16 protein-coding genes are annotated in these 18,695 nt (G+C 62.7%); 8 read left to right on the plus strand and 8 right to left on the minus strand.

Translation table 11 applies throughout. The features are described 5' to 3' along the window. The first annotated feature begins 143 nt into the window (after positions 1 to 143). The gene (pgi, locus tag EN884_RS00940) at positions 144 to 1,787 is read left to right on the plus strand and encodes a glucose-6-phosphate isomerase (protein WP_082826639.1); all 1,644 of its coding nucleotides are present in this window, start codon (positions 144 to 146) and stop codon (positions 1,785 to 1,787) included. Positions 1,788 to 1,792: 5 nt separating this feature from the next. Then, the gene (locus tag EN884_RS00945) at positions 1,793 to 2,515 is read left to right on the plus strand and encodes an HAD family hydrolase (RefSeq protein ID WP_063169934.1); all 723 of its coding nucleotides are present in this window, start codon (positions 1,793 to 1,795) and stop codon (positions 2,513 to 2,515) included. Between the two features lie 359 nt (positions 2,516 to 2,874). Here EN884_RS00945 and EN884_RS00950 read toward each other — a convergent pair whose 3' ends face one another. Together EN884_RS00950 and EN884_RS00955 are read right to left on the minus strand one after the other, a co-directional pair. Further along, positions 2,875 to 3,612 (minus strand): methyltransferase, encoded by a 738-nt coding sequence (locus tag EN884_RS00950; RefSeq protein ID WP_027161817.1) that lies wholly within the window; start codon positions 3,610 to 3,612, stop codon positions 2,875 to 2,877. After that, complete coding sequence (locus tag EN884_RS00955) at positions 3,609 to 5,615, minus strand: long-chain fatty acid--CoA ligase (RefSeq protein WP_063169935.1); 2,007 nt, start codon at positions 5,613 to 5,615, stop codon at positions 3,609 to 3,611. Before EN884_RS00955 ends, EN884_RS00950 begins: the two co-directional genes overlap by 4 nt. 453 nt (positions 5,616 to 6,068) lie before the next feature. Here EN884_RS00955 and EN884_RS00960 point away from each other — a divergent pair, with 453 nt between their 5' ends. The 5 genes from EN884_RS00960 to EN884_RS00980 all read left to right on the plus strand — a co-directional run bounded on the left by EN884_RS00960 (position 6,069) and on the right by EN884_RS00980 (position 11,331). Next, on the plus strand, positions 6,069 to 7,661 hold the full coding sequence (locus EN884_RS00960; RefSeq protein WP_013527993.1) for an ABC transporter substrate-binding protein: 1,593 nt from the start codon (positions 6,069 to 6,071) through the stop codon (positions 7,659 to 7,661). Positions 7,662 to 7,711: 50 nt separating this feature from the next. Further along, positions 7,712 to 8,719 carry an ABC transporter permease subunit gene (locus EN884_RS00965; RefSeq protein ID WP_063169936.1) on the plus strand — a complete coding sequence of 336 codons (1,008 nt, stop codon included), beginning with the start codon at positions 7,712 to 7,714 and terminating at the stop codon, positions 8,717 to 8,719. A 70-nt stretch (positions 8,720 to 8,789) separates the two neighbouring features. Continuing rightward, positions 8,790 to 9,644, plus strand: a complete 855-nt coding sequence (locus EN884_RS00970; protein ID WP_224618710.1) for an ABC transporter permease subunit — start codon at positions 8,790 to 8,792, stop codon at positions 9,642 to 9,644. Positions 9,645 to 9,646: 2 nt separating this feature from the next. Beyond that, positions 9,647 to 10,501, plus strand: coding sequence for an ABC transporter ATP-binding protein (locus EN884_RS00975; protein WP_024503389.1), 855 nt, complete (start codon positions 9,647 to 9,649; stop codon positions 10,499 to 10,501). Further along, complete coding sequence (locus EN884_RS00980; RefSeq protein ID WP_063169937.1) at positions 10,501 to 11,331, plus strand: dipeptide ABC transporter ATP-binding protein; 831 nt, start codon at positions 10,501 to 10,503, stop codon at positions 11,329 to 11,331. The genes EN884_RS00975 and EN884_RS00980 overlap by 1 nt, the downstream gene beginning before the upstream one ends. A gap of 523 nt (positions 11,332 to 11,854) precedes the next feature. Here the strand turns inward: EN884_RS00980 and EN884_RS00985 are convergent. The 4 genes from EN884_RS00985 to EN884_RS01000 all read right to left on the minus strand — a co-directional run bounded on the left by EN884_RS00985 (position 11,855) and on the right by EN884_RS01000 (position 15,396). Next, positions 11,855 to 12,295, minus strand: a complete 441-nt coding sequence (locus tag EN884_RS00985; RefSeq protein ID WP_063169939.1) for a hypothetical protein — start codon at positions 12,293 to 12,295, stop codon at positions 11,855 to 11,857. A 128-nt stretch (positions 12,296 to 12,423) separates the two neighbouring features. Further along, positions 12,424 to 13,725, minus strand: a complete 1,302-nt coding sequence (locus tag EN884_RS00990) for a cysteine desulfurase-like protein (RefSeq protein ID WP_063169940.1) — start codon at positions 13,723 to 13,725, stop codon at positions 12,424 to 12,426. Positions 13,726 to 13,774: 49 nt separating this feature from the next. Continuing rightward, positions 13,775 to 14,449, minus strand: coding sequence for an amino acid ABC transporter permease (locus EN884_RS00995; RefSeq protein ID WP_013527987.1), 675 nt, complete (start codon positions 14,447 to 14,449; stop codon positions 13,775 to 13,777). A 149-nt stretch (positions 14,450 to 14,598) separates the two neighbouring features. Further along, positions 14,599 to 15,396 (minus strand): ABC transporter substrate-binding protein, encoded by a 798-nt coding sequence (locus EN884_RS01000; protein ID WP_024503391.1) that lies wholly within the window; start codon positions 15,394 to 15,396, stop codon positions 14,599 to 14,601. 505 nt (positions 15,397 to 15,901) lie between these two features. On the opposite strand from EN884_RS01000, the gene EN884_RS01005 reads away from it, so the two are divergent. Next, positions 15,902 to 16,993 (plus strand): LLM class flavin-dependent oxidoreductase, encoded by a 1,092-nt coding sequence (locus EN884_RS01005; RefSeq protein WP_063169942.1) that lies wholly within the window; start codon positions 15,902 to 15,904, stop codon positions 16,991 to 16,993. 24 nt (positions 16,994 to 17,017) lie between these two features. Here the strand turns inward: EN884_RS01005 and EN884_RS01010 are convergent, their stop codons facing one another. Together EN884_RS01010 and EN884_RS01015 are read right to left on the minus strand one after the other, a co-directional pair. Further along, positions 17,018 to 17,413 carry a RidA family protein gene (locus EN884_RS01010; protein ID WP_063169943.1) on the minus strand — a complete coding sequence of 132 codons (396 nt, stop codon included), beginning with the start codon at positions 17,411 to 17,413 and terminating at the stop codon, positions 17,018 to 17,020. Positions 17,414 to 17,490: 77 nt separating this feature from the next. Next, positions 17,491 to 18,639 (minus strand): acyl-CoA dehydrogenase family protein, encoded by a 1,149-nt coding sequence (locus tag EN884_RS01015; protein ID WP_063169944.1) that lies wholly within the window; start codon positions 18,637 to 18,639, stop codon positions 17,491 to 17,493. Positions 18,640 to 18,695 lie beyond the last annotated feature (56 nt).

The raw sequence follows: 18,695 nt of genomic DNA on the forward strand, positions 1-18,695 counted from the left end.
GACATCGTGCGTCATGGCGGCGTGTGGGTGTGCGTCATCGCTGCGCATTGATACGGGTGGAGTTCGGCCCGATAGATTGTCGCGACGACACGCGCCGGAAACATCCGGTCCGTAATGATGGCTCGAGGTCTCGGAGTTTGGCAGTGGATCAATCGTCCTTTCAAAAACAGCTCGCCGCCTTGCGCGACCACCGCGCGGCGGCGCCCGCCAGCATGCGCCAGACCTTCGCCGCCGATCCCAAGCGGTTCGTGGAATTCTCCGCCACCGACGGCGATCTGCTGCTCGACTGGTCGAAGTGCGCGGTCGACGCGACCACCATGGAGCAGCTGGAAAAGCTCGCGCAGGCCGCCGATCTCGAAGGCCGCCGCGCCGCCATGTTCGCGGGCAAGAAGATCAACGTCACCGAGGACCGTGCCGTGCTGCACACGGCGCTGCGCAACCTGACCGGCAAGGGCGTCACCGTCGATGGCCAGGACGTCAAGGCGGACGTCATCGCCGTGCTCGACGCCATGGGCGCCTTTGCCGATGCCGTGCGCTCGGGCAAGGCGGCCGGCGCCACCGGCAAGAAGATCACCGACATCGTCAACATCGGCATCGGCGGTTCCGATCTCGGCCCGGCCATGGCGACGCTGGCACTGGCGCCCTATCATGACGGGCCGCGCGCGCATTACGTCTCCAACATAGACGGCGCCCATATCCACGACACGCTGAAGGGCCTCTCCGCCGAGACCACGCTTTTCATCATCGCTTCCAAGACCTTCACCACCGTCGAGACGATGACCAATGCGCAGACGGCGCGCGACTGGGTGGAGAAGGCGCTCGGCAAGGAAGCGGTCGGCAAGCATTTCGCCGCCGTCTCGACCGCGCTCGACCTGGTGGCCAAGTTCGGCATCGCGCCCGATCGCGTCTTCGGCTTCTGGGACTGGGTCGGTGGCCGCTATTCGCTCTGGGGTGCCATCGGCCTGCCGGTGATGATCGCTGTCGGCCCGCGGAATTTTCGCGCCTTCCTTGATGGCGCGCATGAGATGGACGAGCATTTCCGCACCGCGCCGGTGCAGGAGAACCTGCCGGCGCTGCTGGGACTGGTCGGCTGGTGGCATCGCGTGATCTGCGGTTACCCGGCGCGCGCCGTCATCCCTTACGACCAGCGCCTGTCCAGGCTGCCGGCCTATTTGCAGCAGCTTGACATGGAATCGAACGGCAAGAGCGTCACCCTCGAAGGCACGGCGGTGACGACGCCGACCGGACCGCTGGTCTGGGGTGAGCCCGGCACCAACGGCCAGCATGCCTTCTTCCAGCTGCTGCACCAGGGCACCGATTTCATCCCGGTCGAATTCCTTGCCGCGGCCGTCGGCCACGAGCCCGATCTCAAGCACCAGCATGATCTGCTGCTCGCCAACTGCCTGGCGCAGTCGGAAGCGCTGATGAAGGGCCGCACGCTGGACGAGGCGCGCGCCCAGATGCTGGCCAAGGGCATGAAGCCGGCCGAGGTCGACAAGATCGCGCCGCACCGCGTCTTCTCGGGTAACCGTCCCTCGGTCACCATCCTCTACAGAAAGCTCGACCCGCGCACCTTCGGCCGGCTGATCGCGCTCTACGAGCACCGCGTCTTCGTCGAGGGCACGCTGTTCAACATCAACTCCTTCGATCAGTGGGGCGTCGAACTCGGCAAGGAACTGGCCACCGGCCTGTTGCCTGTCGTGGAGGGCAAGGAAAGTGCCGCCAATCGGGATGCATCGACCGCTGGCCTTGTGGGATTCATCCAGCATTTGCGTGGCTCGGAGTGAAAAGCTTGGCAGACATCAAGGGAATATTGTTCGACAAGGACGGCACGCTTGTCGACTTCAACGCCACCTGGCTCGGCGTTGCCGACTTCATGGCCATGGATGCGTCGGAAGGCGATCGCTGGAAAGCCGACAGGCTGCTGGCCGCTGCCGGCTTCGATTTCGCCAACAAGCGTTTCAAGCCGGACTCCATCTTTGCCTCCGGCACCAATCTCGACGTCGTCGAATTGTGGTTCCCACGCCTGTCCAACGAGGATCAGATGCTTGCGGTTGCCCGCTTCAACGAGATCACCTCCGTACAAGGCTCGGCGATGGCCGTGGCGCTGCCGGGCATCGTCGATACGCTGACGGCACTGCACAGGAAATCCTACCGGCTTGGCGTCGCCACCAACGATTCGACCAGCGGCGCGGAAAAGACGCTGGTCACGCTCGGCGTCGCTCAATTGTTCGACGCGGCCTATGGCTACGACGCGGTGGCCAATCCGAAGCCGGCGCCCGACACCATCCAGGCCTTTAGCGATCTCACCGGCCTCAAGCCGGCGGAAATCGCCATGGTCGGCGACAACCGGCACGACCTCGAAATGGCACGTGCCGGCGGCTGCGGGCTGGCGGTCGGCGTGCTCTCCGGCACCGGCACCCGCGAATCGCTGGCCGGCATTGCCGATGTGGTTCTGGATTCGGTCGCCGACCTGCCGGATTTTCTCTCGGCGCGGGTCAGGGAGACGATCTGACGGGAAAGGCTAGGTCAAACTCGATTCACCTCGGGATTTTCTGCCAATGGCCGAGATGGGGGAGCAGTCCATGGAAACTATCGAGCTTCTGGTTTGTTTTCGGACACAATGGGCCACTCATCAGCAGAACAAACGTACCCGCATTTGCCGCACCTGATCTTGGCGCTTTGCGCTGTCGATGTCTTCGCCTGGCTGAAGATCGAAGCCCCGATTTTCGCATTTTGGGCAAACTGTGAAACCGATACGTTGAACAACTTTAATCCACGCCACTCGACTTCTCCGACCAACGGCTAGTCGAATCTATTTTCTGCCCTCGATGTTTGTCCACAATGAGTAGAATTTAGGCTTGCTCTGTGGCGTCAGCGCGCTCCCTCCTCAAACGAAAAGACGCCGCTAAGCCTCGTCGCAGCCCCCTTCGCGTCGCCGAAATCCGGCACCTTGTATTCGGCGAGCAATCGCAGCCGGGACAGCGGCAGGTCGTTGCGGCGGGGATCTCCGACCAGCACCTCGATGCCGGCCGCCAGGCAGCGGTCGAGGAACGGGATAACCCGCAGAGCAACCTCAGGGCCGTAGAACACGTCGCCGGCAAGCACGAGCTCGACCGCCGGCGGGGGACCCGTGGTAATGTCCTTGTCGACAATGGCGATCTCGACGCCGTTGGCCGCGGCATTGAGGCCGATCGCGGCAACGCCGTTACGGTCGATCTCGGCGGCGATCACTTCGCGCGAACCGGCCTTGGCTGCGGCGATGCCGACAAGGCCGGAGCCGGCACCAAGGTCGAGCACGCGGCGACCGGCTACCGTTTGCGGATGATCCAGTATATGGCGCGCAAGCACCGCGCCGCCGGCCCACACGTAAGCCCAGTAAGGCGGCTGCGGCTCAGGTCCATTGTTGTCCGCCTCGATCGTGTCGTCATCGTCGTCAGCGCTTTGGTGCGTATCGGTAAGCCGTCTCAGGCCACTGGCCGGGTGCGGTGTAAAAAGCTGGATCTCAGGCACCGACGGCACCGGGGCGAGGCGCATGTTCGTCCTGATGAACTCTGCCGGGTCAGGACGGCAAGGTGCATCTACGGCATCCGCGCCGCCGGCTGCAATCATTCGCGCAGCGCTCGCCGCAGGATCTTGCCGACCGGCGTCTTCGGCAGTTCGGTGCGGAATTCGATGTATCTGGGCCGCTTGTAGCCGGTCAGGTTCTCGCGGCAAAAGGCGGTCAGTGCCTCGGCGGTCAGCGCCGGATCCTTCCTGACCACGAACAGTTTCGGCACCTCGCCCGAATGCTCGTCCGGCACGCCGATCGCCGCCACTTCGAGCACGCCCGGATGCATCGCCACGACTTCCTCGAGCTCGTTGGGATAGACGTTGAAGCCCGAGACCAGGATCATGTCCTTCTTGCGGTCGACGATCTTGGTGTAGCCGCGCTCGTCCATGAAGCCCATGTCGCCGGATTTGAAGTAGCCGTCCTTGGTCATCACCTTGGCGGTCTCATCCGGCCGGTTCCAGTAGCCCGCCATCACTTGCGGCCCCCGGATGCAGACTTCGCCGACCTCGCCGAGCGGCAAATTGTTGCCGTCTTCGTCGCGGATGGCGATCTCCGTCGAGGGCAGCGGCAAGCCGATGGTGCCGGTGAAGTCGCCGGCGGTGAACTTGTTGGCGGTGGCCACCGGCGAGGTTTCCGAGAGGCCGTAGCCTTCGGTGACCGAACATCCGGTCAGCGCCTTCCAGCGTTCGGCGACGCCCTTCTGCACCGCCATGCCGCCGCCCAGCGTCAGCACCAGCGGCTTGAAGTCGAGCTTGCGGAAATCCTCATTGTTGAGCAGCGCGTTGAACAGCGTGTTGAGGCCGGGAAAGATGTGCACCGGATATTTCTGCAATTCCTTGACGAAGCCTGGGATGTCGCGCGGATTGGGAATGAGCACATTGCGGGCGCCCTGCTGCATGCCCATCAGCGCGTTCACCGTCAGCGCGAAGATATGATAGAGCGGCAGCGCGCAGATGAAGTTGGGATGCGCGGGTTTCGGCTTGATCGTGTAGGCGTCCTCCATCCACTGCGCGTTCTGCGCGACGTTGGCGAGCACGTTGCTGTGCAGCAGCGTGGCGCCCTTCGAGACGCCCGTGGTGCCGCCCGTATATTGCAGGAAGGCGACATCGTCGGCTGCCACCTTGGCCGGCCTGAAGCCCATACCGGCGCCGGCCTTCATGGCGGCATTGAACTTGACATGGCCGGGCAGCGACCATGCCGGCACCATCTTCTTCACGCGGCGCACGACGAAATTGACGATTGTGCCCTTCAGCCCGCCAAGCATGTCGCCCATCGCGGCGACCACCACATGCTTGACCGCGGTCCTGGCGATCACCGCCTGCAAGGTGTTGGCGAAGTTCTCCAGGATGACGATGGCTTGCGCCCCGGAATCCTTCAGCTGGTGTTCGAGCTCGCGCGGCGTGTAGAGCGGATTGATGTTCACCACCACATAACCCGCTCGCAAGATCGCCATCATCGCCACCGGATATTGCAGCACGTTGGGCATCATCAGCGCGACGCGCGCGCCTTTCTGCAGGCCCTTCGATTGCAGGTAGGCGCCGAAGGCCGCCGACAGCCGCTCGACATCGGTGTAGCTGATGGACTTGTCCATGCAGGTGAAGGCCGGCTGCGCGGAAAACTGCTTGCAGGCGGCGACGAGGAAATCGCCGATCGAGCTGTAGGGCAGGGCGCCGATCTCCGCCTGCACGTTTTTCGGATAGCTCTTGAGCCACGGCTTTTCCGGCAAGCCGGCGGCCAGCGCCGTCAGCGCTTTCGGCAATCGGTTGGCGGTGGCGTCGGCCGGCTTTGCCGCCGGTGGGGCCTTCACCGCTGCCGCGGCCTTCGAGGCCGGCCTGGCAGCGGGCTTTGCCGCACCCGCTTTACGCCCCGGCGCCGTCTTTCCGGCCGCAGCCTTGGCCGGGGCTTTCACCGCCGGCTTTGTGCTTGCCCTTACAGGTGCCGCGGCCGCCTTCGGCTTGGCGGCTTTGGCAACGGGTGCTTTCGGCTTGGCAGTACCGGCTGCTTTCGACGGCGCCTTGGCTCCCGCTTTCACCGGCGCCGTCGTCCTTGATGCTTTTGCCAACCGTTCCTCCCTGGACAAGTCTTGTTCATCCGTGCCGCACTCGCCCCTGAATTGGCAAGGGCGTCCTCCGCTGCGGCCGCTACACCCTATGTATTGCCTCCCTTGGTGAGCGTGCAAGTCTTGCCCTTGCGGCAACGCGGCGAAAGATTTGCCGTCGAAAGTCTTTGCCGCCGCCAGCGCTCCAGGCGGTGTCCTGACGCATCCCACGGCCGCTCGGAAGCGCCGGGAACATTTATATCGTCAGCCTGGCGATCAATAAAAAAATTCGGCTGTTAATAATCTCGTGAACGGAAGAAACGGCTAATTTTTTCTGCAATTTGGCAAAGTTGCGGATTTTTTTCCTGCTTCCCGCGGGGTAAGCAAACGGGGTGTTCCAAAGCCGGAAAAACGGTGCTTATATGCGCGCTTCGCGAGCCTGATAGAGGGGCTTGGAAGAACATCAGGGAGTGCTCAATGAATAAGAAGCTGACTTTTGCAGCCGCGTTGCTGGCTGCAAGCGTCCTGGGCGGCATGGCCAATGCGAAAACTCTGGTCTACTGCGCGGAAGCTTCGCCGGAAGGTTTCGATCCGGCGCCGTATACCGCAGGCCAGACGTTCGACGCGTCCTCGCGCACCGTCTTCAACCGCCTCGTCGAATTCGATCACGGCAAGACGACGACCTCGCCGGGCCTGGCCGAAAGCTGGACGATCTCCGACGATGGCAAGGAATATGTCTTCAAGCTGCGCAAGGGCGTCAAGTTCGCCGCCACCGACTATTTCACCCCGACGCGCGACTTCAACGCCGACGACGTGGTGTTCTCGTTCGAACGTCAGGTCGACAAGAACGGTCCCTGGTTCCAGTACATTCCGGGCATTGCCTACCAGTATTACAATGACCAGTTCGGCGACAACATCACCAAGGTCGAGAAGGTCGATGACCTGACGGTGAAGTTCACCCTCAAGGAGCCGGCGATCACCTTCATTCCGACGCTGGGCATGGATTTTGCCTCCGTCGTCTCCAAGGAATATGCCGACAAGCTGCAGGCCGACAAGACGCCTGAGCTGTTCAACCAGAAGCCGATCGGCACCGGCCCGTTCATCTTCGTCGACTACCAGACCGACGCCGCCATCCGCTACAAGGCCAACCCGGACTATTGGGGCGGCAAGCAGAAGATCGACGATCTGGTCTTCGCCATCACCACCGATCCGGCCGTGCGCGCACAGAAGCTCAAGGCCGGCGAATGCAACATCATGTCGTACCCGGCACCGGCCGACATCGCCGGCCTGCAGGCCGATGCGAACCTGAAGGTCGAGGAGCAGGAAGGCCTCAATGTCGGCGCGCTGATGTACAACACCCAGCAGAAGCCGTTCGACGACGTGCGCGTGCGCAAGGCGCTCAACATGGCCATCAACAAGAAGGCCATCATCGACGCGGTCTTCCAGGGTGCCGGCCAGGTGGCGGTCAACCCGATCCCGCCGACCATGTGGTCCTACAACAAGGAAGTGAAGGACGATCCGTACGATCCGGATGCAGCCAAGAAGCTGCTTGAAGAGGCCGGCGTCAAGGACCTCAAGATGAACGTCTGGGCCATGCCGGTGTCGCGCCCCTACATGCCGAACGCGCGCCGCACCGCCGAATTGATCCAGGCGGACTTCGCCAAGGTCGGCGTCACCGTCGAGATCGTCAGCTACGATTGGGGTGAATACCTCAAGCGCGCTTCCGCGGTCGATCACGACGGCGCCGTCATCGTCGGCTGGACCGGCGACAATGGCGATCCGGACAACTTCCTCGGCGTGCTCCTGAGCTGCGCTTCCGTCGGTTCGAACAACCGCGCGGAATGGTGCAACAAGGACTTCGATGCGCTCATCAACAAGGCCAAGACCGTTTCGGATCAGGCCGAGCGCACCAAGCTCTATGAACAGGCACAGGTCATCTTCAAGGAACAGGCACCCTGGGCGACGCTCGCTCACTCCAAGGTGTTCATGCCGATGCAGAAGACCGTCACCGGCTTTGCGATGGATCCGCTCGGTATCCACCGCTTCGACGGCGTCGATATCGCCGAATAAGGTTGCGAAACGGGGGCGCCACCATGTGGTGACGCCCCCACTCGCCCGCCATGCTGCGTTATATCCTCGGCAAGCTCGCCCTCATCATCCCGACCTTCATCGGGATAACCATCCTCGCCTTTGGCTTCGTGCGCATCCTGCCCGGTGATCCGGTGCTGGTGCTTGCGGGCGAACGCGGCCTGTCGCCCGAACGCCACACGGCGCTCATGCACCAGTTCGGTTTCGACCTGCCGATCTGGCAACAATATCTGACCTATCTGACGAACATCCTCGGCGGTGATTTCGGCACCTCGTTTTCCACCAAGACACCGGTGCTCAAGGACTTCCTTGTCCGCTTTCCGGCAACGGTCGAGCTCGCCATCTTCGCCATGATCTTTGCCGTCATCCTGGGTGTGGCCGCCGGCATTTTCGCTGCCATCCGCCGCGGCTCCTGGTTCGACCAACTGACCATGGGCACGGCGCTGGCCGGCTATTCCATGCCGATCTTCTGGTGGGGTCTGCTGCTGATCATCGTGTTCTCCGGCATGCTGCACTGGACGCCGGTTTCAGGCCGCATCGACCTCCTCTACTTCTTCAAGCCGGTGACCGGCTTCATGACCATCGATTCCCTGATCTCGGGCCAGAAGGGCGCCTTCCGTTCGGCGCTGTCGCACCTGATCTTGCCGACCATCGTGCTCGGCACCATTCCGCTCGCCGTCATCGCGAGGCAGACGCGCTCGGCGATGCTCGAGGTGCTGGGTGAGGACTATGTCCGCACCGCGCGCGCCAAGGGCCTGGCGCCGCGTAGGGTCATCGGCCTGCACGCCTTCCGCAACGCGCTGATCCCGGTCGTCACCACCATCGGCCTGCAGGTCGGCACGCTGCTCACCGGCGCCATCCTGACCGAGAGCATCTTCTCCTGGCCCGGCATCGGCAAATGGATGATCGACGCCATTTCCAAGCGCGACTATTTCACCGTGCAGGGCGGGTTGCTTTTGATCGCGCTGATCGTCATGTCGGTGAACCTCATCGTCGACGTGCTCTACGCCGTCATCAACCCACGCATCCGGGCCAACTGACATGAGCAATGAAGGCCCCGCCACCATCGAAGCCGCGACCGTCGTCAAGCCGCAGGACGCCAGGTTGCAGATGTTCGGCGAGTTCTGGCATTACTTCTCCGTCAACAAGGGCGCGGTGATCGGGCTCTTCGTCTTCGCGCTGCTGATCCTGATCGCCATTTTCGCGCCGCTGCTGGCGCCGCATTCGCCGGACGATCAGTTCCGCGACTTCTTCCTGACGCCGCCGGCCTGGCAGGAGGGCGGCAATGCGCAGTTCCTGCTCGGCACCGACGCCGTCGGCCGCGATATGCTGTCGCGCCTGATCTACGGCTCGCGCTTCTCGCTCGCCATCGGCTTCGTCGTTGTCACGTCAGCGCTGATTTCAGGCGTCATCCTCGGCCTGCTCGCCGGCTACTGCCGCGGCTGGGTCGACACGCTGATCATGCGCATCATGGACATCATCCTGGCCTTCCCGTCGCTGCTCTTGGCCCTGGTGCTGGTCGCGGTGCTTGGCCCCGGCCTCGTCAACGCCATGATCGCCATCGCCTTCGTGCTGCAGCCGCATTTCGCCCGGCTCACCCGCGCCGCCGTGATGGCCGAAAAGACCCGCGAATATGTCGTCTCGGCCAAGGTCGCCGGCGCCAGCCATCTCAGGCTGATGCTGGTCACCATCCTGCCAAACTGCATCGCGCCGTTGATCGTGCAGGCGACGCTGTCCTTCTCCAACGCCATCCTCGAGGCGGCGGCCCTTGGCTTCCTCGGCATGGGCGCGCAGCCGCCGACGCCGGAATGGGGCACCATGCTGGCCGAAGCGCGCGAGTTCATCCTGCGCGCCTGGTGGGTGGTGACCTTCCCTGGCCTCGCCATCCTGATCACCGTCTTTGCCATCAACCTGATCGGCGACGGTCTGCGCGACGCGCTCGACCCCAAGCTGAAGAGGTCCTGAGCATGCCTCTGCTCGAGATCAAGAACCTCACCGTTTCCTTCGACACCGCGGCCGGACCGTTCATGGCCGTGCAAGGTATCGACCTGTCGATCGAGCCGCGCGAAGTGCTGGCGATCGTCGGCGAGTCCGGCTCCGGCAAGTCGGTGTCGATGCTGGCGGTGATGGGGCTGTTGCCCAACACGGCAACCGTCAAGGCCGACCGCATGGCCTTCGACGGCGTCGATCTGCTGAAGCTCAGCCCGTCCGAACGCCGCAAGATCGTCGGCAAGGACATCTCGATGATCTTCCAGGAGCCGATCGCCAGCCTCAACCCGTGCTTCACCGTCGGGTTCCAGATCGAGGAGGTGCTGCGCTTCCACATGGGCATGGACCGCGCCCAGCGCCGGGCGCGTGCCATCGAACTGATGAAGCTGGTCGGCATCGCCGACCCTGAAGAGCGGCTGAGTTCCTTCCCGCACCAGATGTCCGGCGGCCAGTGCCAGCGCGTCATGATCGCCATCGCCATTGCCTGCAATCCGAAACTGCTGATCGCCGACGAGCCGACCACGGCGCTCGACGTCACCATCCAGAAGCAGATCCTCGATCTGCTGGTTTCGCTGCAGGCCAAATACGGCATGGGCCTGATCATGATCACCCACAATATGGGCGTGGTGGCCGAGACCGCTGACCGCGTCATCGTCCAGTACAAGGGCCGCAAGATGGAAGAGGCCGACGTGCTGTCGCTGTTTGAATCGCCAAAGAGCAATTACACGCGGGCGCTGTTGTCGGCCTTGCCGGAAAACGCCGTCGGCGACCGGCTGCCGACCGTTTCCGACATGATGTTCGAGCCGGCGCCTTCTGCTGCGGGAGCCACCTGATGAGCACCACGGTTCTCGAAGGCAAGAACATCGTCCGCGACTACCACATCGGCGGCGGCCTGTTCACCGGGCCGCGCACCGTGCACGCGGTCAAGGGCGTCTCGTTCAAGGTCGACAAGGGCAAGACGCTGGCCATTGTCGGCGAAAGCGGCTGCGGCAAGTCAACGCTTGCCCGCATCATCACGCTGATCGATCCGGCGACATCGGGCGAATTGTTCATCGACGGCAACAAGGTCGACATCGCCAAGGGCGGATTGACCAAGGAGATGCGCCGCAAGGTGCAGATCGTCTTCCAGAACCCCTACGGATCGCTCAATCCGCGCCAGAAGATCGGCGACGTGCTGGGCGAGCCGCTTTTGATCAACACCGACAAGCCGGCGGCCGAGCGGCGCGACCTGGCGATGAAGATGCTGAAGAAGGTCGGGCTCGGTCACGAACATTACAATCGCTATCCGCATATGTTCTCCGGCGGCCAGCGCCAGCGCATCGCCATTGCCCGCGCGCTGATGCTCAATCCGAGCCTGCTGGTGCTGGACGAGCCGGTCTCGGCGCTCGATCTGTCGGTGCAGGCGCAGGTGCTCAACCTGCTCGCCGACCTGCAGGACGAGTTCCAGCTGACCTACGTCTTCATCAGCCACGATCTGTCCGTGGTACGCTACATCGCCGACGATGTGATGGTGATGTATTTCGGCGAAGCGGTGGAATACGGCTCGCGCGACGAGGTCTTCGCCGACCCCAAGCACAGCTACACCAGGACGCTGTTCGCCGCGACGCCGCGCGCCGACGTCGCGTCGATCAAAGCGAGGCTGGCGAAGAAGAAGGCCGCCTGAGGCTTTTCGTCATCCTAGGTCGTGAACTCATAAATGCAGTATGACCGCGATGATTGGGAAGCAGGGCAAAGGGGCTGGCTTAGCCCTCTACACCCCATTTTAATTGGCTGGCATCGATGACGTCTGATCCCATGTACTCAACAAAATAGCTTCGTATCCTTTGGCGATGCCGATCCCATCTGGGGGACATTCGCTCACTCTTGTTCTCAATTTCAGCTAGAAAGACCCATTCCACGAATTGGTCCGCTGTGACATCACCGGATTGAGGGATAAAATCGGTGACATGCATGAATTTGTCGCCGTGCATTCCTCCGCAATACCCATGACCAGCACAGACCGCGTGCATGAGCGAGTCGAATCTATTCTTTACTTTCATGGAACATGCGCGATGGTGAAGCGGGATGCCTAGGCGCGCTGCGACAGCATATATCCTTGGGTGTAGATCCGCAATGGAGTCGTTTTTCGACCGGGACCTTCATATTATTGCGGAGTCTGAATCAGATTCCGCCGCAGTATGAAAGTCTCAGCCGGAGGGGTCCTCAGCGGCCAGTGGTGTTTCCCGTGTCAGCAACCAATCTTGAGCCACGATCTCAATTGTGTCGTCACGGAAGTAGAACAGGAATTGACGGGAGGTCGGCAAATCCGCCGACAAGACATCCCAATCGTCATCCTCGACGACCCGAGTGTCGCCCATAACCTCGTAGAACTCGCCCCATTTCGGAGCCTGACCGCCGTAAAGCCCTTTTCCTGCAAACCATGCATGATCGTTCGTCGCGTCCCAACGAAAACGACTGCAGCCGAGGAATCGTAGCGTCGCAATTTCTCCAGGCTCGGCACTGTAGGCCCACGGGTTAAGACGAAAGGAAAGGCGGACGCTGTTGCCTTCGACTACCAGCTCTATGTCAGGAGCATTGGGCTCGGCATTCCAATCGGTGTTCAAGTGCTGGAACGATAAATTGGCCATCAGCCATCTTGCATGCTGGGAGGGCAGTTTTCCACCTATCGCAGTCCTTTTTCATTTATCAGTACAGGGCCTAGGGCGAAGCGTCGCGCAGACCCCAGGATTACGACCCCCAATGTAGCCGCAGCCTACTACTCGACCGGCCCGAAGGCCGCAGCTCGGGACAACTTCGCGACAATCGCACGCAGAGCTTCGCCGAAGCGCCGGACTTCCTCGACCGTGTTGTAGTGGACCAACGAGGCGCGGATGGCGCCGCTGTCCATCGAGAGGTTGAGACGCTTCATCAGCCGTGGCGCGTACATGTGGCCGTCGCGGATGCCGATCTGCATCTCGGCCATTTCCTCGACGACCCGCTGCGGCGATAGTTTGCCGATGTTGAAGCAGAAGGTCGGCACGCGCTCATGGATGCGCGCCTCGTCGGCAACGCCGTAGATGGTTGCCCCGCAATCCTTCAGCACGGCCAGCATCTCGCGCGCCAGCACCAGCTCGTAGTCGCGGATGGCGCCCATGCCGGCAACGATGTTTTCGCGTCGGGAGCGGTTGTTGGACGGCGCCAGATTGCGGCCGATCAGTTCCAGATACTGCACCGCCGCATCCATGCCGGAAACGTTCTCGTAGATGAAGGTGCCGGCCTCGACCTTGTAGGGCGGCTCGTCGGGGATGAAGTCCTCGCGAAAGGTCGGCAGCCGCTTCAGCGTTTCGAAACGGCCCCACAGGAAGCCCATATGCGGCGAGAAATTCTTGTAGCCGGAGCAGACGAGATAGTCGCAATCCCAGGCCTGCACGTCGATCAGTCCATGCGGCCCGTAATGCACGCAGTCGAGGAACACTTCGGCGCCGGCCGCATGCGCGATCCCAGCCACCGCAGCGACATCGACGATCGAGCCGATCGAGTGCGCCGTGACCGTGCAGGCGACCAGGCGGGTGCGGTCCGAGACCAGCGGACGCAGATCGTCGACATGCAGATTGCCGTCCTCACGCATCCGCCACCATTTGAATTTCGCACCGGCCGATTCCAGCGCCAGCCAAGTCGCGATGTTGGCGTCATGATCCATGTCGGTGACGACGATCTCGTCGCGCTCTTGCAGCATCTGGCCGATGCCGAGGCTGACCAGGCGGATGAACGAGGTGGCATTCATGCCGAAGCAGATTTCCGCCGGGCTGTAGGCGTTGATGAGCAGAGCGACGCTTGTCCGCGCATCGGCGACCGATTGGTCGACGGTGACGCTGCGGCCATAGCGGCCGCCACGCTGCACATTGTGCGAAACCAGATGATTGGTCACCGCGTCGAGCACGCTCTGCGGGATCTGCGCGCCGGCGGCGTTGTCCAAAAAGATGAAATCGCCGGCCCGCTGCAAGGCTGGAAACATGGCGCGGATGGTGTCGACGGGGAACGCGGTGGCATTCGCATTGTCGGTTTGATGCTTATTCACGGGTAGGCTCCTGCGGAGGGCTTGGACGGGGTGGGATCGGTTGGCGAGGTCAGCGCTTCTTTTCGGTCTTGAAGCGCTCTTCAAGCAGGCTGACGAGGCGGACCATCGGCCAGAGGAAGATGAGATAGACAAGGGCGGCGCCGATCAGCGGCGATGGGTTGGCGTAGAGCGACTGCGCGTTGGTCGCTTCCTTCAAGAGTTCCGGCAGCGCCACGGTGGAGGCGAGCGAGGTGTCCTTGAACATCGAGACGCAGTTGCTGGTCATCGGCGGGATGACGACGCGGATCGCTTGCGGCAGCACCACCTTGCGCAAGGTCAGGAGGAACGGCAGGCCAAGCGCCTGCGACGCCTCGAACTGGCCACGCGGAATGCTCTCGATGCCGGAGCGGAACACCTCGGCCGAGTAGGCCGACATGATGAAGGCGAAGGCTGTCACCGCCGATGCCCAGGACGACAGGCGTATGCCGAGGAAGGGCAGCGCATAGTAGATCAGGATCAGCACGACCAGCACCGGCAGGGCGCGGAAGATGTCGGTGTAGCCGACCGCGAGCCAGCGCAACGGCTTCGGCGCATAGAGCCGCACCAGGCTGATCCCCAGGCCGATGGGGATGCCGATGCCGATGCTCAAAATGCCGAGCAGCAGCGTGTTCAGGAAGCCGCGCAGCAGCGCCGGCAGGCTGGACATAATGACGTCGGGGTTGAAGAAGGTGTCGATCAGCGACATGGGAGCGTTCCCGAACCCCAGAGCAAAGAATGCTCACGTTAAACTCATGGGCCGCCGAGGGCAGGAGATCTGCGGCAGAAGCCGGCGGCCAGGCGTGAAAGAATCGTGCCGGCCTGGAAAGCCGGCACGATGTTACCGCAGCCTTCAGCTCAGGCCTTCGGCAGCGGCATTTCCTTCATGGTCGAAGAGTCGGCGGGCGCGTCGCTGCCGAACCACTTCTTGTGGATCGCGGCCAGCGTGCCGTCCTTCTTCATCGCGCTCAGCGCATCGTTCAGCTTGCCGAGCAGCGGGTGGTCCTTGGTCATCATCAGGCCGTATTGCTCACCGGTCTTGATGCGCTCCTTGACCACCAGGTCCTTCATCTTGGTGAAGGAATATTCCATGCCCGGAATGTCGCTGACTGCCGCATCGACGCGGCCGGCGCTGAGGTCGAGCAGCAGGTTCTGCTGCGTGTCGTAGCCCTTCACGTCGCTGAAGCCGTCGGCTTCCTGATGCGCCTTGACCCAGGTTTCGCCGGTCGAACCGGACAGCACGCCGATGATCTTGCCCTTGAGGTCGGCCTCGGCCTTGATCGGGCTGTCGGCCTTGGTGGCGATGCCCATATCGGAATCATAATAGGGCTGCGTGAACGACTGTGACTTCAGCCGCTCCGCCGTGATGGTGATCGACGAGATGGCGACGTCGATGCGCTTCGAGGTGGTGGCGGCAAACAGCGCCTGGAAGCCGAGATCGGCGATGTCGGTGGTCATGCCGATGCGCTTGGCGGCTTCGTTGACGATGTCGACCTCGAAGCCTTCGAAAGTGCCGCTCTCGTTCTTGAATTCGAAGGGCGGGTTGGTCGGGTAGGCGCCGACATTGAGCACATCCGCGGCATAAGCGGTGGCGGGGCCGGCGGCGATGCCGATGGCGGCGGCGAGAAGAAGCAATTTGCGACGCGTGAAGCTCATTTTTGTTCCCTCTGTTGTTGATCGGGCGGGTTGCTCCCGCACGGTTTTTTGCCGCCCCGCTTCACGCAGGGCGTCAATTCATGGCAGCGACCATGCGGTCACGGTTGGCGATGTTGTGTGTTGCAGACCGCGAATCCGCGCGCACGTCATCGAAGGCATGGCGCGTGTTGGATGATGACTGGGGCAGTATGAACGACAAGAACTGAGACTCCCACCCGGAGCACCCACGATGGACTGGCCGGCACGATGGACTGGTCTGCTCGATGGACTGGCCGGCAAGCCCGTCCGGCACGGCAATCGCCATCGACTCCGGAATGCTTATCCAAAGTGCGGCGCTTTTCAAGGCGAAAGTTTTAAGCTTAAAAAGCTGCGATGTCCGTTGCGTGGTGGACACGGTGCGGCCCGCTGGAACCGATACCCGCGAGCGATGGTGACGCCAAGCTATTTCAGGCTTGAAATATTTCCGCGCGGGCCTAGCGTGCGATCTTCGCCGGGAGGTCGCGACGTGAACAAACCACACCCTTTGCACGGCTCGAACAGACTGAAGCTTGGCGTCTTTTCGACCAATGCCGATGGCGGGCTTGCCATCACCGATGTGCCGGAGCGCTGGGCGGCGAGCTGGCAGGACAATGTGACCGCAGCCCAGATCGCCGACCGCGCCGGGCTGGAGTTCATGCTGCCGATCGCGCGTTGGCGCGGCTTCGGCGGCCGCAACAAGGTGCGCGAATGGTCGTTCGAGACCTTCACCTGGGCGGCGGCACTCGCCATGGCCACCGAGCAGATCGGCCTGTTCATGACCGTGCATGTGCCGCTGGTGCATCCGCTCTATGCCGCCAAGGCGCTGGCGACGGTCGACCATATCAGCCAGGGACGCGCGGGCTTGAACATCGTCTGCGGCTGGAACCCGAAGGAATTCGGCATGTTCGGCACGCCTTTGGTCGAGAAGGGCTACGATCAGGCGGCCGAATGGATCGAAATCCTGGAAAAGCTTTATGCGTCGGCCGAGCCGCTCGATTACGAAGGCACTTATTACCGCCTCAAGGAGGCTGTCAGCCGGCCGGCCAGTCTGCAGGTTCCGCGCCCCGTGACCATGAACGCCGCCTTCGGCGGGCCGGGCCGCGATTTCGCTGCCGCCCGGTGCGATTATCTGTTCACGACATTTTCGGAAATGAGCGATGCCGGCAAGCATGTCGCCGACATCAGCGAGCGGGCCGATAAGGCAGGCCGCGATGTCGGCGTCTACACCGTGGCGCATGTCGTCTGCCGCCCGACGATGGAAGAGGCGCAGGCCTACTACACGCGCTACGCCGTCGATATGGCCGACCATGACGCCGTCGATGCCCACATGGCCGGCAAGAAGGAATTCTCGCAATCGCACGACCCGCACGCCTATGACCGCTACCGGCAGCGTTTCGCCGGCGGCGCCGGCACCTACCCGCTGATCGGAACGCCGGAAACGATCGCCGCCGACATGGTCGCAATTGCCGGGCACGGCTATCAGGGCATCGCGCTGTCCTTCGTCAACTACACGCAAGAACTGCCCTATTTCTGCGATCACGTGCTGCCGATCTTGAGGCAGGCGGGGCTTCGCGAATAATTTATTCCTGAGGCAGCCAATAATTTATTCCGGAATGACGGCGGTGGCCTGGATTTCGATCTTGGCGCGATCCTCGACCAGCGCCACCACCTGCATGGCGGCCATCGCCGGAAAATGCCGGCCGATGACCTCGCGATAGGCCTCGCCGATACCCCTGAGATTGGCAAGGTATTCGGCCTTGTCGGTGAAGTACCAGGTCATCGAGGTGATGTGCTGCGGCCCCGCGCCGGCTTCCGCCAGCACCGCGACGATGTTCTGAAGCGTTTGCCGCACCTGGCCGACGAAGTCGTCGGTTTCGAACTGGCATTGGCCGTTCCAGCCGACCTGTCCGCCAACGAAGACGAGCCGACCGCGCGCCGCGACGCCGTTGGCGTAGCCGACAGGTTTGGCCCAGCCTTCCGGCTGCAGAATCTGGTGCATTTCAGTCTCCCGATTCGTCAAAACTCGGTTCGCAATATCCATTGTCAAAACAGTCTGGTCCGTGGGCGCGACCTGCTTCAGGCCGCGCCCATCACTTGCCGCGCAATCACCACTTTCTGCACGTCGGAGGCACCCTCATAGATGCGCAGCGCGCGGATCTCGCGATACAGGCTTTCGACGATGTGGCCTTTGCGGACGCCGTCGCCGCCGTGCAGCTGCACGGCCTTGTCGATCACCTCTTGCGCCCTGTCGGTGGCAAACAGCTTGGCCATCGCCGCCTCGCGGGTGACGCGGGGCGCACCCATGTCCTTGGTCCAGGCGGCGCGGTAGACCAGCAGCGCCGCCGCATCGACATCGAGCGCCATGTCGGCGATGTGCCCCTGCACCATTTGCAATTCGGCCATCGGCGCGCCGAATAGTTTGCGCTCGGCCACGCGTTTGATGCTTTCATCCAGTGCACGGCGGGCAAAGCCGAGTGCCGCCGCACCGACGGTCGAGCGGAACACATCGAGCACCGACATGGCGATGCGGAAGCCGTCGCCTGGCTTGCCGATCAGTGCGGTGGCCGGCAGGCGGACCCGCTCGAAAGACAGCCGCGCCAGCGGATGCGGCGCGATCACTTCGAGCCGTTCGGCGATGCCAAGGCCCTTGGCGTCGCCAGGCACGAGGAAAGCGGAAAGTCCCTTGGCGCCCGGCGCCTCGCCGGTGCGGGCAAAGACGACATAGAGGTCGGCGATGCCGCCATTGGAGATCCAGGTTTTTTCGCCTGTAAGAACGTAGCTGTCGCCGTCGCGGGTCGCCGTCATTTCCGTGTTGGCGACATCTGATCCCGAGCGCGGCTCCGACAGGGCGAAGGCTGATATCGCCTTGCCGGCGCGCGTCTTCGAAAGCCATTGCCGCTGCTCCACCGTGCCGAACAGGCTGAGCGCGCCGGTGCCCAGCCCCTGCATGGCGAAGGCGAAATCGGCCAACCCGTCATGGCGGGCGAGCGTCTCGCGCGTGATGCACAAAGTGCGGACGTCGAGGGGACCCGGGTTGTCGGTGTCGAGCGCCGTTGGCTTCAGCCAGCCGTCTCGGCCGAGCTTGCTGACCAGCTCGCGGCAGGCGGCGTCGACATCATGGTGATCGACTGGGAGGTTGGTCGTGCACCATGTCTCGAGGTGCTCGGCTAGTTCGCGATGGCGGTCTTCGAAGAACGGCCAGGAGAGGAAGGAACGGTCAGGCATTGGTGGCCCCGCTATTGAGGCCTTGCGCACTACGGCGCCCCCCTCCCGCCAACGTC

It is taken from the genome of Mesorhizobium sp. M7A.F.Ca.AU.001.01.1.1 (assembly GCF_004022735.1).
GTDB lineage: Bacteria > Pseudomonadota > Alphaproteobacteria > Rhizobiales > Rhizobiaceae > Mesorhizobium > Mesorhizobium ciceri.

Bases quoted from the DNA above. Each gene is read 5' to 3' on its own strand.
- EN884_RS00950 (WP_027161817.1), bottom strand. From the start codon at position 3,612: ATGATTGCAGCCGGCGGCGCGGATGCCGTAGATGCACCTTGCCGTCCT.
- EN884_RS00960 (WP_013527993.1), top strand. From the start codon at position 6,069: ATGAATAAGAAGCTGACTTTTGCAGCCGCGTTGCTGGCTGCAAGCGTC.
- EN884_RS00965 (WP_063169936.1), top strand. From the start codon at position 7,712: ATGCTGCGTTATATCCTCGGCAAGCTCGCCCTCATCATCCCGACCTTC.
- EN884_RS00970 (WP_224618710.1), top strand. From the start codon at position 8,790: ATGTTCGGCGAGTTCTGGCATTACTTCTCCGTCAACAAGGGCGCGGTG.
- EN884_RS00975 (WP_024503389.1), top strand. From the start codon at position 9,647: ATGCCTCTGCTCGAGATCAAGAACCTCACCGTTTCCTTCGACACCGCG.
- EN884_RS00980 (WP_063169937.1), top strand. From the start codon at position 10,501: ATGAGCACCACGGTTCTCGAAGGCAAGAACATCGTCCGCGACTACCAC.
- EN884_RS00985 (WP_063169939.1), bottom strand. From the start codon at position 12,295: ATGGCCAATTTATCGTTCCAGCACTTGAACACCGATTGGAATGCCGAG.
- EN884_RS00995 (WP_013527987.1), bottom strand. From the start codon at position 14,449: ATGTCGCTGATCGACACCTTCTTCAACCCCGACGTCATTATGTCCAGC.
- EN884_RS01000 (WP_024503391.1), bottom strand. From the start codon at position 15,396: ATGAGCTTCACGCGTCGCAAATTGCTTCTTCTCGCCGCCGCCATCGGC.
- EN884_RS01010 (WP_063169943.1), bottom strand. From the start codon at position 17,413: ATGCACCAGATTCTGCAGCCGGAAGGCTGGGCCAAACCTGTCGGCTAC.
- EN884_RS01015 (WP_063169944.1), bottom strand. From the start codon at position 18,639: ATGCCTGACCGTTCCTTCCTCTCCTGGCCGTTCTTCGAAGACCGCCAT.